The sequence below is a fragment of the Flavobacterium beibuense F44-8 genome (assembly GCF_000769915.1).
Lineage (GTDB): Bacteria > Bacteroidota > Bacteroidia > Flavobacteriales > Flavobacteriaceae > Flavobacterium > Flavobacterium beibuense.
In genome coordinates this window covers 1-16,907 of record NZ_JRLV01000024.1, presented here as the reverse complement: position 1 = coordinate 16,907, position 16,907 = coordinate 1, and the positions used below count along the sequence as shown (strand labels likewise).

The 16,907-nt window shown below is 38.7% G+C and carries 12 protein-coding genes; 8 read left to right on the top strand and 4 right to left on the bottom strand.

Annotated elements, in window-relative coordinates:
* Window positions 1-74: 74 nt before the first annotated feature.
* Window positions 75-770 carry a DUF4397 domain-containing protein gene (locus Q763_RS15655; protein WP_035135977.1) on the bottom strand — a complete coding sequence of 232 codons (696 nt, stop codon included), beginning with the start codon at window positions 768-770 and terminating at the stop codon, window positions 75-77.
* A 190-nt stretch (window positions 771-960) separates the two neighbouring features.
* On the opposite strand from Q763_RS15655, the gene Q763_RS15650 reads away from it, so the two are divergent.
* From Q763_RS15650 to Q763_RS15640, 3 genes are all read left to right on the top strand, one after another.
* A complete protein-coding gene (locus tag Q763_RS15650; RefSeq protein ID WP_035135976.1) occupies window positions 961-1,644 on the top strand; it encodes an NUDIX hydrolase in 684 nt (227 codons plus the stop codon).
* A 65-nt stretch (window positions 1,645-1,709) separates the two neighbouring features.
* Window positions 1,710-2,537, top strand: a complete 828-nt coding sequence (gene prs, locus Q763_RS15645; protein WP_035135975.1) for a ribose-phosphate diphosphokinase — start codon at window positions 1,710-1,712, stop codon at window positions 2,535-2,537.
* Window positions 2,534-4,006, top strand: a complete 1,473-nt coding sequence (locus Q763_RS15640; protein ID WP_035135974.1) for a nicotinate phosphoribosyltransferase — start codon at window positions 2,534-2,536, stop codon at window positions 4,004-4,006. Before prs ends, Q763_RS15640 begins: the two co-directional genes overlap by 4 nt.
* A gap of 130 nt (window positions 4,007-4,136) precedes the next feature.
* Here the strand turns inward: Q763_RS15640 and Q763_RS15635 are convergent, their stop codons facing one another.
* Window positions 4,137-4,613 (bottom strand): TspO/MBR family protein, encoded by a 477-nt coding sequence (locus tag Q763_RS15635; protein WP_035136016.1) that lies wholly within the window; start codon window positions 4,611-4,613, stop codon window positions 4,137-4,139.
* An 87-nt stretch (window positions 4,614-4,700) separates the two neighbouring features.
* Here Q763_RS15635 and Q763_RS15630 point away from each other — a divergent pair, with 87 nt between their 5' ends.
* The 4 genes from Q763_RS15630 (at window position 4,701) to Q763_RS15615 (ending at window position 8,760) form a co-directional block, all read left to right on the top strand.
* Window positions 4,701-5,786 (top strand): diphosphomevalonate/mevalonate 3,5-bisphosphate decarboxylase family protein, encoded by a 1,086-nt coding sequence (locus Q763_RS15630; RefSeq protein ID WP_035135973.1) that lies wholly within the window; start codon window positions 4,701-4,703, stop codon window positions 5,784-5,786.
* Window positions 5,787-5,843: 57 nt separating this feature from the next.
* Window positions 5,844-6,782 (top strand): mevalonate kinase family protein, encoded by a 939-nt coding sequence (locus Q763_RS15625; RefSeq protein ID WP_035135972.1) that lies wholly within the window; start codon window positions 5,844-5,846, stop codon window positions 6,780-6,782.
* Window positions 6,783-6,893: 111 nt separating this feature from the next.
* Window positions 6,894-7,814: a geranylgeranylglycerol-phosphate geranylgeranyltransferase gene (locus tag Q763_RS15620; protein WP_035135971.1), complete on the top strand. Its 921-nt coding sequence runs from the start codon at window positions 6,894-6,896 to the stop codon at window positions 7,812-7,814.
* Between the two features lie 25 nt (window positions 7,815-7,839).
* Window positions 7,840-8,760, top strand: a complete 921-nt coding sequence (locus tag Q763_RS15615; RefSeq protein WP_035135970.1) for a pseudouridine synthase — start codon at window positions 7,840-7,842, stop codon at window positions 8,758-8,760.
* A gap of 29 nt (window positions 8,761-8,789) precedes the next feature.
* On the opposite strand, the gene Q763_RS15610 is transcribed toward Q763_RS15615, so the two are convergent.
* Window positions 8,790-10,985, bottom strand: a complete 2,196-nt coding sequence (locus Q763_RS15610; protein WP_084596095.1) for a M3 family metallopeptidase — start codon at window positions 10,983-10,985, stop codon at window positions 8,790-8,792.
* Between the two features lie 275 nt (window positions 10,986-11,260).
* Window positions 11,261-12,160 (bottom strand): NifU family protein, encoded by a 900-nt coding sequence (locus Q763_RS15605; RefSeq protein WP_035135969.1) that lies wholly within the window; start codon window positions 12,158-12,160, stop codon window positions 11,261-11,263.
* 285 nt (window positions 12,161-12,445) lie between these two features.
* On the opposite strand from Q763_RS15605, the gene Q763_RS15595 reads away from it, so the two are divergent.
* On the top strand, window positions 12,446-16,907 hold a 4,462-nt coding region (locus tag Q763_RS15595; RefSeq protein WP_157499480.1), incomplete at its 3' end, for a choice-of-anchor L domain-containing protein.

The window sequence follows — 16,907 nt, the reverse complement described above, 5'->3', positions numbered from 1 at the left end:
TAGGTATATTCTATTATGTGGAAAAGCCCCTTCTTTTTGGAAGGGGCTTTTTGTATAAATGATTAATGTTTAAGTTAGTTCCAGTTTCTTATTCTTCTGGTACTAAAGCTGTCATTACTGCCATCGGGCGGGGTAACGTAGCCTTTGGTGTAAATGGTATAAATGCTTTTAGGTGTAAAGTTAACATCGGCATAAGTGTACAGTACTTCTCCGCTTGGGTTGGTAAAAGTAAGAGTATGGGTACCGCTGTCAATCTCAATAAAATCAGTTGCCTGTTTAAATTCAATACCACTAGCCAATTCATTATCCTGTAAGTTAACGCCTATGGCAGGAGCATCGGGTGAGAGATTAATAAAACGTACCATCGATTTATCGGCGGTAGAAGGATATTCTAATACATCATCATATACCACCAGTTCTATATTAGCAAAAGTATTTACGGCAAATACACTAAAAAAAGTACCGGCTTCAAGAGTTTTGTCTACAGTGGCGAGTTCGTTACCTGAGGCATCCTGAATACTGAAAGTACGGTCGCCTAAATAGAAGTTATAGTAACCGGCAGCATTTGGATAATTTAGGGCAGTACTGTTTATACTGTTGGCATCGGCATAAAAAAACAAATCACCGGAGTCGGGGCTGGCATTGGCAATCATACCTAACGACACATTTGGATCAGGGTAATAGTAATAATAGTTGTCGTCCGTATTACAGCTTATAAAAGCTAAAACCGGAAGAAGTAACAGTAGGGATTTTAAAAATTTCGCTTTCATAATGACAAATTTATTTAACCTAAGATAATGTTTTTCAGGGTAAGGCTATGGTATATAGGGTTTTAGTTTATTAATAAGACGCTTGTACCCCGGCAGGGTTGCGTATTGCCGGTGTTAAAGCTATCTGTTTTAACATGATTTTAATATAGTGGTATATTTTGTAGCTTTGTGTAAATAATACAATAAAGATATGCAGGATATAAAGGTAGCAGTCGATGCAGTAGTTTTCGGGTATCAGCAAAATACATTGTATGTATTATTGATACAACAAAAATTTGCAGGGCAAAAAGCCTATTGGGCCTTGCCGGGCGGGCTCGTTAAAGACAACGAGTCGCTTATTGATGCTGTAACCCGCGAGCTGAAGGAAGAAACCAATGTTGAGGTAAACTACATGGAACAACTGTATACCTTTGGTGATGATTTGCACAGGGATTCGAGGAACAGGGTAATATCTGTTGCTTATTTTGCTTTGATAGATTCTTCCAAAACCAATATAAAAGCCGATACTGATGCTGATAAGGTGCAATGGCTTCCTATTAAGGAAGTGCCACAATTAGCCTTTGATCATAATCTTATCCTGCAAACTGCTATTGAAAGGCTTAAATCCAAACTTACCTATCAGCCGGTTGGATTTGATTTATTACCTAAAGAGTTTCTGTTCTCAGACCTTGAAAACCTGTATTGTACCATTTTAGAAAAGGAGATAGACAGGCGTAACTTCAGGAAAAAGATATTAAGCTTTGATATTGTTGAAGAGACCGACAGGTTTGCCGAAAAGAAAACAGGCCGTCCGGCGCGGCTTTTCCGCTTTAACAGCCAAAAGTATAAAACTCTTGAAAAAGAAGGTTTCCTGTTTGAAATAAAATTTGCGTAAAAATTACACAAAATATTTTGCCGGGAAACTTTACTTCTATAACTTTGTGTAAAAATAACGCAAATATGATACTTAATTTAGACAACACCTTTAGTCCGCTTGAAGGTAAGGAAATAAGCTTTAAAGCTTTTACCTTTTATGGCGGAGAACCACACATTAAAATTGAGCCCGATTTTGACGTTAATGAAACCGTGACCATCACGCAACGCATTAAATCGTTTAACGACTTAGGTCTGCTTGCTGTTGCCACAGACGCCCTTAAAAGAATGGGAGTGAGCAGACTGAATCTCTTCGTGCCTTATTTTCCGGCAGCACGCCAGGACAGGTTAATGGTAGCAGGAGAACCGCTAACGGTAAAAGTATATGCCGATATTATCAATAACCTTCATTTTGATAAAGTAATGGTATTCGATCCGCATTCTGATGTTACTCAGGCACTTTTAAATAATTGTGAGGTAATATCAAACCATGCCTATATAAAAGAGGTAATAAGCAGGATTGGTAATGATGTAAAACTGATTTCTCCCGATGGTGGTGCACTTAAAAAAGTGTATAAACTGTCGGAATACCTTGGCGGTGTTGAGGTTGTGGAGTGCAGTAAGAGCAGGGATGTAAAAACCGGTAAGCTATCTGGATTTAAAGTATACCATGATGATCTTGCCGGAGCCGATTGCCTTATTGTAGATGATATTTGTGATGGCGGAGGTACTTTTACAGGACTGGCACAGGCACTAAAAGAGAAAAATGCCGGAAGGCTGTATCTGGCAGTAAGCCACGGTATTTTCAGTAAAGGATTTGAGGTGTTTGGTGATGTCTTTACCAAAATATTTACTACCGATTCTTTCACCGATATTGATAACCCTAATGTTGAACAAATAAAACTAGCGCTATGAACCCATTATTATTAACAGATGGCTATAAAGTAGACCACAGAAGACAGTACCCGCAGGGAACAACAATGGTATACTCTAACTGGACACCAAGAAAATCAAGAATACAGGCTGTAGATGAGGTAGTTTTTTTCGGGTTACAGTATTTCATTAAAAAATATGTTATAGAAGACTTTAACCAGTATTTTTTTGGAAAGCCAAAAGAAGAGGTGGTAAAAAAATATGCAAGGAGAATTAACAATTACCTGGGGGAAAATCAGGTAGGTACTGCCCATATAGAGGCGCTGCACGATTTGGGTTACATTCCTATGGTGTTTAAAGCATTGCCCGAAGGAGCTTCTGTTCCGCTTCGTGTACCTATGTTTACCATGTACAATACGATGCCCGAGTTTTTCTGGCTAACCAATTATTTTGAAACACTGCTTTCTGCTGTGGTATGGTTGCCATGTAATTCGGCTACAATAGCAAGGGAGTATAGGAAGATACTGGACAGGTATGCTGCCGAAACGTCTACACTTGAAGAGTTAGTAAACTGGCAGGGGCATGACTTCTCTATGCGCGGTATGGGCGGTGTGGAAGCTGCGGTAACTTCGGCTGCAGGACATCTGCTTAGCTTTACGGGTACCGATACCATTCCGGCAATTGATTTCCTTGAGGAGTACTATAATGCCGATTCAGATAAAGAACTTATTGGTGGATCTGTTGCTGCTACCGAACATTCTGTAATGTGTATGGGTACAAATGAGGGTGAGTATGAAACTTTTAAAAGACTGATATGTGAGGTATATCCTAAAGGGATAGTTTCTATAGTGTCTGATACCTGGGATTTATGGAAAGTGCTTCAGGACTACCTGCCACGGCTTAAAAACGAAATAGATAACAGGGAAGGTAAAGTGGTTGTAAGGCCTGATAGTGGTGATCCTGCCGATATTTTATGCGGTAACCCTAACAGTACAACCGAAGCTGAAAGAAAAGGAGTGGTTGAGCTGCTTTGGGATATTTTTGGTGGTACTGTAAATAGTAAAGGTTATAAAGAACTGATACCGCAAATAGGAGCTATTTATGGTGACAGTATTACGCTTGAAAGGGCTGCCGAAATTTGTGAAAGGCTTAAACAAAAAGGATTTGCTTCTACTAATGTAGTATTGGGTATCGGGTCATTTACCTATCAGTACAATACAAGGGATACCTTTGGTTTTGCTATGAAAGCCACCTATGGAGAAGTAAACGGAAAAGGCAGGGAAATATTTAAAGATCCTGTAACCGACGACGGAACCAAAAAATCGGCTAAAGGCCTTATGAAAATAGAACTTGCAGACGGGAAATATATTTTAAAAGACCAGGTAAGTAGAGAAGAAGAAAAGACCGGAGAACTTAAAGAAGTTTTCAGAGATGGGAAATTGCTAAAAGTAACAACACTCGCAGAGATAAGGGAACGCGTAAAAGCAAAAACCGCTGTTGATGCCATATAATAAAAAAGGCTGTCTTAAAATGTCATTCTGAATGTAACGCAGTGAAATGAAGAATCTCAGGCAATAAGCTTGAGATTTTTCCTGTCGTCAAAATAACAGTGTGATTGAAGATTTTAAGACAGCCTTTATTTTATTTATTAAGCCACCAAATGGAGGCGTTAAGTATAGCTGCAAAGCTTACCCAAAGCATGTAGGGTATAAACAGATAAGTTGCCACTTTGTTTACTTTGTTAAACTGGGCTATGGTCTCATAGATAAACAGCCATAATAGTATAATCTCTATAAGTGCCAGTAATGGATTTTTAAGTCCGAAAAACAAATAGGACCACAGCATGTTAAGTCCCAGCTGAATAAAAAAGTAGGTAAGCCCCTTTTTTACGTTTTCTTCTTTTTCGTTCAGTTTATCCCAAACTAAGGCTCCTGCCACACCCATTATAACATATAAAAATGTCCATACCGGCATAAAAAGCCAGTTGGGCGGATTAAACGAAGGTTTCTCCAGCGTGGGGTACCAGGTGTCAACACTTTCGCGGGTTACAATAGATGCCAGATAACCTACAGAGAGGCATAAAAAGACCAGCAGAATGATTTTTCCGATTCGATTCATGGTATTTTTGGTTGGTTCGCACCCAAAGTTAATAAAACAGAAAAAATATATTTCCATAAAAAGCTATCTTTGCATAAATTTTAAGATATGCTATCGGAAAAGGATTTTATTGCTGTAAACTATACTTCTTTTGTACAAAACGGCAGTTTTGAGTGGAGTGCTCCAAGTAATATAGCTCTTGTTAAGTACTGGGGTAAAAAGGAGAACCAAATACCGGCTAACCCATCGGTAAGTTTTACGCTTAATAACTGCAAAACCATTACTAAGCTGAAATTTGAGAAAAAGGAGAACAATGGTGCTTTTTCTTTCGATTTGCTTTTTGAAGGTCAGCCAAAGCCCGATTTTCGTCCTAAAATTGAAAAGTTCTTGCAAAGAACAGAGCAGTACCTTCCGTTTTTAAAAGAGTATCATTTTGTAATCGATACCCAAAACACCTTTCCGCACAGTTCGGGTATAGCTTCGTCTGCTTCAGGTATGGCGGCTCTTGCCATGAACTTTATGAGTTTGGAAAAACAGTTAAACCCTCAAATGGACGATGCTTATTTTTATGCTAAGGCTTCTTTTCTTGCCCGTTTAGGGTCGGGGAGTGCCTGTAGGAGTGTAAAAGGTAATGTGGTAGTATGGGGTGAGCATCGTGATTTTACCGAAAGCACAAATCTGTATGGGGTTGAATTTCCGTATGTATTACACAATAACTTTAAAAATTATCAGGATACTATCCTGCTGGTAGATAAGGGAGAAAAACAGGTTTCGAGCACTGTAGGGCACGAGCTTATGCATGGTCATCCATTTGCACAGCAGCGTTTTGCCCAGGCACATGAAAACCTTTCAAAGCTTAAAGATGCTTTAGCAAGCGGAGATCTTGATGCGTTTATTAAAATAACCGAAAGCGAGGCGTTAACGCTACACAGTATGATGATGACATCCATGCCATATTTTATACTGATGAAACCTAACACGCTCGAAATTATAAACAGGATATGGAAGTTTAGAAATGAAACTAACATTCCTGTATGCTTTACCCTGGATGCGGGTGCTAATGTGCATGTGCTGTATCCTGAAAACGATAAAGTTAAAGTTTTGGAATTTATTAAGAATGAATTAGTTGCCTATTGTCAAAACAGTCAGTACATTTGCGACGAAATTGGTAATGGAGCGCAACAGATAGCTTAAGACAATATTTTAGGAATTCTGTGGTTTTTTAATTATCTTTAATAAAAATACATCCTGATGAAAGGACCTTTATTTTATTCGAAAATACTTCTTTTTGGAGAACATGGTATCAACAAGGGCTCTAAAGGGCTTGCTATTCCTTATAATTTTTATAACGGGGGGCTAAGATTAACTGATACCGATACTGAACTTGCGAAAAAATCGAATGAGAAGCTTAGGGGCTTTGTTGCCTATCTTGAAGAGATGCAGCAGGAAGAACCGGGGCTGGTTACTTTTGATATTGAAAGCCTAAACCGTAATGTTGAGGCCGGACTGTATTTTGATTCTAGTATCCCGCAGGGATATGGTATAGGGAGTAGCGGTGCATTAGTAGCAGCGATTTACGACCAGTATGCCAACGATAAAATCACGGTATTGGAAAACCTTACCCGTGAAAAGCTGATGCAGCTTAAAAAGATATTCAGTAAAATGGAGTCATATTTCCATGGTACAAGTTCGGGGTTAGATCCGTTAAACAGTTACCTGAGCCTGCCTATACTTATTAATTCTCATGATAATGTTGAGGCTACCGGTATCCCTATGCAAAATCTTGAAGGTAAGGGAGCGGTATTTTTACTGGATTCAGGTATAGTTAAGGAAACCGCACCAATGGTGCAGATTTTTATGGAAAGCCTAAAGGATAAAGGTTTCCGTAATATGATCAAAACACAGTTCCTTAAGTATACTGATGCCTGTATTGAAAACTTCTTACACGGCGATGTAAAATCGCTTATCAATAATACTAAAGAGCTTTCTAAAGTGGTATTCAATAACTTTAAGCCTATGATTCCGGAAGGATTCCATGAGTTATGGCAAAAAGGTATTGAATCAAACGACTACTACCTGAAACTTTGCGGATCAGGTGGCGGAGGTTACATACTTGGTTTTACTGAAAACATAGACAAGGCTAAAGAATCCCTAAAAGGACACAAGCTGGAAGTGGTTTATCAGTTTTAAACCAAAAAAATGCTAAAATCTTTATAAGTAAATCTTTACGTTTTTATATTTACATATTGAAGCAATATTTGCATCTATAGATAAGTTTAATATAAAAACCAATAAATAATTATGGCGTCAAGGAAAGCAAGATTAACTCTGATGAAAGTTCTCAGCTTGTTTTCTGTGGTGCGAGGTTATAATATACCGGTAATAGCACTGGCACAATACCTGTCGGCTATATTTATACTGGCTCCTAATGAGCGTGCCCTTGATGTTATACTGGATTTAAACCTATTCCTTATAGTGTTGGCTTCTACGCTAACAATAGCATCTGGCTATATTATCAATAACTTTTATGATGCTCAAAAGGACCTTATTAACCGTCCTAAAAAGTCAATGCTGGACAGACTGGTGAGCCAGCAAACCAAACTGAAGGTTTACTTTACCCTTAACATATTGGCAACCCTCATTGCATTTGTGGTATCATGGCGTGCGGCTTTCTTTTTCTCGGGTTATATTTTCCTGATATGGTTTTATTCGCACAAGCTTAAAAAATATGCTGTGATAGGTAACCTAACAGCAGCTTTGCTTGCTGTACTTCCCTTTTTTGGTATACTAATGTACTTCAAGAATTTTTATGAGGTAATTTTTGCCCATGCTACCTTTTTGTACCTGCTTATACTTACACGCGAAATAATTAAAGACCTGGAGAATATAAAAGGCGATTTGGTTGCCGATTATAAAACAATTCCTGTTTTATATGGTGAAAAAACAGCTAAGTATATTATAATGTGGCTAACGCTTTTAACCGTTATTCCTGTGTATCTTTTAATAGAGGTGTATGATGTAGGGTATATGGATCTTTACTTTTACGGTGGGATGATTTTCATTATTTATTTCCTTTTAAAGCTATGGAAATCCCAAACGCATGAAGACTATCTGCTGCTGCACAACGTACTTAAATTCCTCATTGTTTCGGGGGTTTTCTGTATCGTACTTATAGATCCTTCTGTTTTAGTTCACGGTAGGAAGCTTTTATCAGTGATTTAATTCTATCTTTGCAAAAAATAATCAGATGAATAACAATAACAGGAGAGGCAATGCATCCGGTAAGGGGGGCAATGACAGGAAGAAAACGGGCGGTAATAATTCGCGTCCGGGAAGCAATAGCGGAAAACCATCATTTGATAAGCCGGGCTTTGGCAATAAAAAGCCATACGGCAGTAAGCCTCACGATAAATTTGAAAAGAAAACACCGGCTACACCTAAGGCAACTAAGCCTTCAGATGAGCTTCGTTTAAATAAATATATTGCAAACTCAGGAATGTGTTCGCGCAGGGATGCCGATTTATACATCAGTTCGGGTAATGTAAAAGTAAACGGTCAGGTAGTTACTGAGATGGGTTACAAGGTAAAACTTAACGATAAGGTTGAGTTTGACGGTACGACCATCACACCGGAGAAAAAAGAATACTTACTGCTTAACAAACCTAAAAACTTTGCCACATCGGGTGATGAGGGTAAAGATATGCGCAATGTTATGGAACTGGTTCGTATGGCTACAAAAGCTAATATACAACCAGTGGGCAGAATGGATAAAAACACTACAGGACTGCTTATATTTACGAATGATACCGATATGATTCGTAAGTTTAGCCTGCCTAACCAAAAGTCATTCAAAATCTATCAGGTGTCGTTAGACCGTAACCTTAAGTTTGAAGATTTTGAAAAGATAGCAGGTGGTGTTACTTTAGATAACCACAGGCTTATGATTGACGAAATAAGCTATATCGAGAATCAGCCAAAAACAGAAATAGGTATAAAACTAAGAACACAAAACGTGAAGGTAGTTAGGGCTATTTTTGAGAAGTTTAATTATGATGTGCTTAAAGTAGACCGTGTTTCTTATGCCGGGTTAACCAAAAAGAATTTACCAAGAGGTATTTGGAGATTCCTTACAGAACAGGAAATTATAAACCTTAAGAATATAAAATAAAAAAGGCCCTGCATTTGCAGGGCCTTTTTTTATGGTTTAAACTCATCTAAATTTTCGCTATCAGGCTTTACATTAAATTCTACTTTTTCAGCAGGTTGTTTGTTACCGTCCAGTCCGCGTTTTCTAAGTAATGGTTCTATAGAAGGTTCTGCACCCCTAAACTGTTTGTACAGTATCATTGGGTCGGCAGTACCACCTCTTTCAAGTATATTCATTTTGAATGATCTTGCAGTCTTCTCATCAAACAACGAAGTACTCTTAAAGGCTTCAAACGCATCGGTATCCAATACGCCCGACCATATATAGCTATAATATCCTGCAGAATATCCGCCACTAAAAATATGGTTAAAGTAAGTACTCCTGTAACGTGGTATTATGGCGCTTGGTAATCCTATTTTTTTCATTGATTCCTCTTCAAACGGTACTACGTTTTGGTTTAACGGTTCGGTTAGAGAGTGGTAATCCATATCAAGATAAGATGCGGCAAGGTATTCTACTGTAGCAAACCCCTGGTCAAATGTTGCAGCCTGCTGTAGTTTTTCTATAAGCTCATCAGGAATCACTTCGCTGGTTTTGTAATGCTTAGCATACATTTTTAATACTTCCGGTTCGGCAGCCCAGTTTTCCATGATTTGTGAAGGTAGTTCAACAAAATCAGTATACACACTGGTTCCTGAAAGGCTTTCGTAAGTTACGTTAGAAAGTAATCCGTGTAGTGCATGCCCAAACTCATGGAAAAACGTAGTAGTCTCGTCAAAAGTAAGCAGGGCAGGGTTATTACCTATCGGCTTAGAGAAGTTACATACTATAGATATTATTGGGGCAACACGGGTACCTCCTTCCATTTTTTCCTTTCTGTATGATGTCATCCATGCACCACCTCTTTTAGAGCTCCTCGGGAAGAAATCCATGTATAGCACTCCAACATGATTGCCCATGTTATCGCTTACTTTCCATGCGGTAACATCTTTGTGGTACACAGGTACATTTGTAAGTTGTTCAAACTCGAGTCCGTATAAATTTTTAGCGACCATAAAAATGCCTTTCCTAACGTTGTCAAGACTAAAATAGGGTTTCAGTTCCTGCTCGTCAAGGTCGTAACGTTGTTTTCTTATCTTCTCGGTATAATACCTCCAGTCATAAGGCTGAACGTTATCTTTAATACCATCGGCAACCATCATTTTTTTAATGTCGGATTCTTCTTCTTTAGCCTTTTTAAGTGCCGGCTCCCATATTTGGTCCAGCAGTTTGTATACACTTTCAGGTGTTTTGGCCATCCTTTCTTCCAGAATGTAATCTGCATGGCTTTTATAACCTAAAAGTTTAGCTTTTTCCATTCTCAGATTTACAAGTTGTACCACATTACTCCTGTTGTCATATTTGTCGCCGTTATCACCACGGCGCTGGTAAGCATTCCATATTTTTTTTCTCAGCTCCCTGTTTTCGGCATAATGAAGGAACGGCATTACACTTGAGTTATGAAGCGTAAACACCCATTTTCCTTTTTTATCTCTTGCTTCGGCTTCTTCGGCTGCAGCAATAATTAGTTCCTCCGGTAATCCGGCAAGGTCTTTTTTGTGTTCAACAACCAGCTCGTATGAGTTGTTTTCTGCCAGTACATTATCACCAAATTTTAGTGATAGTATTGATAGTTCTTCGTTTATCTTTCTAAGCCTTTCCTTGTCGCTTTGATTTAAGGCAGCACCATTCCTTAAAAAAGCTTTGTACTTAGTTTCAAGCAGTTTGGTTTGTTCTCCGTTAAGTTTCAGTTCTAACTGAGTATCCCATAGGGTTTGTATCCTTTGAAACAGCTTTTCGTTAAGGTAAATGTTATCGTTGTTTTTAGCCAGCTCGGGAGCAATTTCCTGAGCCAGTGCTTGTATAGTATCGTTAGTGTTTGCCGAACTCAGGTTGTAAAAAACAGTAGTAACCCTTCTTAAAAGGTTTCCTGAGTTTTCAAGCGCTTCAATTGTATTGCTGAAATTGGGCTTGGAACTATTGTTTGCAATGGCTTCAATTTCGTTTTGCTGCAATGCAATAGCCTCCATAACGGCAGGCTTAAAATGCCTGTTTTCTATAAGGTCAAACGGTGGAACTTCATAAGGTGTCTCATATACGGCAAGTAGCGGATTGTTTTCTCCAATGGTTTCCGCTCTGTTCTCTCTCTGGCATGACATAAGTATACTGGTGGTTATGCTTAAAAATAAAAGTGATTTCCTATTCATGAATGAATGCTTTTCTAGACAGAAGTAAAGTTATTTTAAATTGCTATACCAAGCAACAATTATTAATGACAAGTTAATTTTTTATCCATTTTCCAGCTCTAACGGTATCACTGTATAATTTTATACTAAAAGATTCGACTCTTTTATAAAGGTGAAGCACTTTTATAAACTCATTAATTTTTTTGAAATCAATTTAAAAAGACTTCTGTTTAATGATGAGATTAATATAATAAGAAGTAAAAACAAAAAATCCCGGAGTCTCCGGGATTTTTTTATTAAGCGTTTAGTGCTTCAACTTTAATGTCGTGGTCGTTAAGCATGTCCTTCAGCATATTCTCAATACCGCTCTTAAGGGTAAAGGTAGATGAAGGGCATCCGCTACAGGCTCCCTGTAATATTACTTTAACACGTTTTTCTTTTTCGTCATAAGAATCAAAAGCAATATTACCACCGTCTCCTGCCACAGCCGGTTTTACATATTCTTCCAGTATATTAATAATACGTTGTGAAGTTACATCCAGTGAATCAAAATAAGCTTCCTGCTGTTTTTCGCTTTGCGGAGTTTTTTGAATTAAAGACTCGTCGATAACCGTTTTACCTTCTTCTATAAATACTTTTATGAAAGAACGGATCTCTGCTGTAATTTCATCCCACTCGGTAACAGCATACTTAGTGACAGATATGTAGTTCTCGTCAATAAATACCTCCTTAACAAAAGGAAACTTAAATAGTTCCTTGGCTAATGGTGATGCAAGTGTTTCATCTATGTTTTTGAATTCTGCCGGAGTTTTGGTAAGTCTTTTGTTCGATACAAATTTTAAAACTGCAGGGTTTGGTGTACTCTCTACATATACTGTAGAAGGTACTTTCTTTTGTGCTTCGGTACTCTCTTTAACGATTTCTCCGCCGTTGTTTACAAATTCTTCAATTTGCGAAGCTACGTCGTCCTGTACATCTTCCCATTCAACTATTGAATATTTTTCGATAGCAATAAAATTTCCTGATATGTAAATTGTTTTTACAAACGGAAGGAAAAATAATTGCTTTGCCAGTGGAGACGATGCTGTCTCATCGATATTCTTGTATTCAAAGTTGCCGCTTTTTGCGATAAAATCACTGAACTCAAATTTTAGAATTGCAGCGTTTTGAGTGGGTTTTATAGTTATTTTTTCCATGTTTATCAGAAGTTTAGAATGCAAAGGTACAAACAATTACAAAAAAGAAAATGAAGAGGGTAGGGTAAATAGTAGTAAGCTTGTTACATTAAAAGCAACGTTATACTTGTTTTATAGAAGTTTTAAGTTAATATTTGTTGAAATTTTGATGAATTTTGTGATTTTTCAAAATTTAACCGTTAAGTTTTTATTGAATAAGTATATTTGATTTTTTGTTTTCATAACACTTTTTTAAAGTGTTTTATTTGTATTAATACTATTTGAATCATTCATAAAATTTGCTATATGATTAGACTACTACTAACCGCGTTTTTGTTCTTAGCAACACTAACGACCTATGCACAGTCGGATATAGTCGTTTACAGTACGAACCCTGCTAATGAATATACAGAGGGTGAAACGCTAACGTTTACGGTAACGATAACCAATAATGGTCCTAATCCGGCTTCAAATGTACATGTGTACTATGCTATTCCTCCCGGGCTTATGCCTATACCTAACGGGTATATCAGATTCTGGTGGACAGGAAGTAACGGTACATCGGGTACAAATGTTGACCTGGACAGTACAATCCTTACATTAGGGGTTAACCAGACTGTTAGTTACACTATTAATATTAAGTTCCCAAGTGAATTTACAGATGAGCTTGAAGATATTCAGGTGACTTATGATTCGCACTCGGATATCGAGGTTGTAAATACCGACGGGCAAACTAATTATACTGCTGGTACACAATCGGTGTATACGGTAACAGTTACTAATAACGGTCCTGAAGACGCTGCTAATGTGGAAGTTGAAAACCTTATCCCTGCCGGTATTACCGGTTTTTCATGGGTTGGAGATAACGGTTCTTCAGGTACAAATGTTAACCTTAATGATACTATAGCTTCACTGCCGGTAGGTTCAACAGTGACATATACAATAACGCTTGATGTTCCTGCAGGTTTTACTGATGCTATTGCAAGTACATTTACTTACAGTGGTGTAGACGACCCTACGCCTACATGTGAGCAGTGTACGGATATAGATTATCCTGATACAGGTGCTGATATCGTAGTAGTTAATACCGACGGACAGGATTTATATACTGCTGGTACGCCTTCAGTTTACACAATTACAGTTTCTAATAACGGTACTGTAGATGCAGATAACGTAGAGGTAGCTTTTGTTGTGCCTGCTACGGTAACTACTGTGGCTTGGGTTGGAGATAACGGTTCATCGGGTACTATAGCTGATTTGACTGATTCTATTGGAACGCTTGCGGCTGGTGATACAGTTACTTATACGGTAACGGTAGATGTTCCGGCGGCGTTTACAGGTGAATTCACTGTTAATACAATTGCAACAACAACGAGTCCTGATACAGATGGTACTTGTCCGCTTTGTTCGGATACAGATTATGAAACGGCTTCTGCCGATATAGTAGTAGTAAATACAAACGGGCAGGAGATGTATACTCCGGGCTCTTCTTCTGTTTATACGGTAACCGTAACCAATAATGGTCCTACGGCTGCTGCAAACGTCCAAGTTAACAATGCTATTCCGGCAGGAATAACAAACTTCTCATGGACGGGAGATAACGGTACATCAGGTACTAATACTGATTTAGCCGATACTATTGCTTCTCTTGCAGCAGGAGAAACAGTAACTTATACAATAACGCTTGATGTTCCTGCAGGTTATACAGGGCTACTTACAAGTGAGACAACCGTAACCAGCGATACTCCTGATCCTGATCCGTCATGTGATGCGTGTGCTGATACTGATAGTGATACTCCTTTAGCAGATTTAGTGGTTACTAAAACACTTGCTTCAGGAACTTCTTATACTGCAGGTTTAGATGCAGTTTATACTATTACAGTAGAAAATATGGGGCCGACTGAGGCTCAGAATATAAGTGTTTCTGATGTTATTCCGGCAGGTATAGATCCTACTACGGTTACCTGGACAGGAAGTAACGGTACCAGTGGCACAGGAAACCTTACAGATGTTGTTGCAACATTGGCTGTTGGTGATGTAGTTACCTATCAGTTAGTAATGCCGGTTCCAAGTGGTTTTGATCAAACGGCAGATATTGTTAATGAAGTGGTGGTAACCAGCAGTACTCCTGATCCAAATCCTGCTTGTCCTGACTGTATCCATACGGCGACGCCAAATCCATTGGCAAATCTTATGGCTGTTAAAACAAATGGACAGACTACTTATGTTTCTGAAACGCAAACTATTTATACTATTACAGTAACCAATCCTGGTCCTAGTGATGCATACAACGTGGTTGTATACGATCAAAAACCATATCAGGTTTCTATTATGACCTGGACAGGTAATGATACCAGTGGTTCAGGTAACCTTAATAATACTATACCTGTTCTTGCAGCAGGAGAATCTATGGTGTATGAGGTTATTGTTGATATACCGGAAAATTATCACTTAACGGTTGGGCCGCTTCAAAATGTGGTTTCTGTAACCAGTGATACTCCTGATCCTGTTCCCGGTTGTCCAACCTGTACAGATATAGATCAGCCTTCTTCTAACTTCCTTACAGTATCGCAAAGTAAATATACGGTGCCGGAACTGGTAAAAGACGTATTAATTGGCGTAGACTGTGTAGGTATTGAAAATATAACATGGAGTACGGGGCCTAACTTTGGACAAACAGATAATGGTATTGGTTATTTTGAAGCTAATAACTCAAGTTTCCCAATCCAGTCAGGTCTTATTCTCCAGTCAGGTAATGCAATGCAGGCTGGGGGACCTAATACAAATACTCCTCCTGGTGATGGTACCCTTTCGGGCGGTAACTGGGATGGAGATGGTCAATTGCTAACCTATATGCAGGGACTTGGATTTAGTGTGAATAGCTATAATGATGCGACAATAATCGAGTTCGATTTTACACCGATATCAGACCACATGAGTTTCAACTTCCTTTTCGCTTCAGAAGAGTATGGTACTTATCAGTGTAGTTTCTCAGATGCATTTGCTTTCTTCTTAAATGATGTTACGACAAGTGGACCTGTAACAAACCTTGCACTTATACCGGGTACTACTACTCCTGTATCGGTAGTTTCTATTAGAGATAGTCAGTACAACACAGGATGTAGCTCAGAAAATGTTGACTCTTTTGGTCAATATAACGGTAATGCCCCGGGTAATGCGACTGCGGCTATTGACTTTAACGGTCAAACAGTTGTGTTAACAGCAGAATCAGATGTAGTGCCGGGTAACGTTTACCATATTAAATTAGTAATTGCAGATAGAAATGACCACGCTCTGGATTCGGCAGTATTCCTTGAAGCAGGTAGTTTTAATATTGGTCAGCCTGTGCTTCCGGACGATTTAACAATCTCAAATGGTGGAGCTTTATGTCCAACAGAAACAGTTGTGCTTTCTGTTGCTTCAGATGCTGATTTCCTATATCAGTGGGAAAAAGACGGTGTCCTGATTCTTGATGAAGAAGGTGATCCTGTAGATACAGATACTTATGAGGTGACAGAACCGGGTGTTTATACCGTATTAGCCTCGTTTGTGTCAAGTCCTGATTGTCAGCTTGAGGATTCGGTTAGAATTGAATTCCAGCCTGAGGTTGAAATGAATGACCCTATTGATTTAGTGCAGTGTGGAGATGTTACTGCTCCTACTCAAACTTTTGATCTTACACAGAATACCGATGTAATGGCTGATGGTTATCCATCATTACAATTCTATTACATCTATTATTTTGAATCACTTGAGGATATAGATGCCAATGATTATATATTTGATCCTTCAGCTTATGAAGGGACTAGTGGTCAGACTATTTATGTAACGGTACAGTCGCCAGCTAATAATTGTTATACTTTAAAAGAATTCCAGTTAGAGGTTATTGATTGTGAGGTGCCGATAGATCCTCTTGATCCTATTGCAGTTTGTGAACCACAACCTTATGATGATATTGAAATATTTGATCTTACTGAATATGAAGATCAGATTACTGCTAACCTTTCTTCTCCTGAAAACTACGTAATAACATATTATAATAGTGAGGATGATGCTGAGGCTGCAGTAGCAGGAACGGAAATTACAGATCCTGCAAACTATTCAGGTACAAATGAGATTATATATATAAGAGTGCAGAATACAGTAATTCCTGAGGCTTATAATGTAGCTCCTTTAGAACTTATTGTTAATCCTCAACCGGAAGTAGTTCTTCCTACAGGTCCATACGAGGCATGTGTTAATGACGGATATATTTTACCGGCTTTAACTACCGGTTCATATTTTACAGGTCCTTCAGGAACCGGAACACAGCTTAATGCTGGAGAAGCTGTTACTGTTTCTCAAACAGTATATGTATATGCTGTTTCAGGTACAGCTCCATATACTTGTGATAATGAGGATAGTTTTGAGGTGGTAATATTCCCCCTTCCAACCATCTTAGCCCCAATCACGAACTACGTTCAGTGTGACCAGACGGATCCTGATGCCAACGACGGTATCGAGGAGTTTGATTTAACCACAAAAGACACAGAGATCACCGGCGGTAACGTAGATTACGCGGTGAGTTACTATATGAGTTTTGCCGATGCCGACAGCGCTGTAAACGCTATTGCCAACCCGGCGACCTATCAGAACACCACTCCGTTTACCGAGACGATCTATGTAAGACTGGAGAACACGGTAACGGATTGTTACAGCGTTTATGATTTTGATTTGATCATCAACCCGCTACCTACGATTTCCAACCCGGCCGCTGAATTCCATGCCT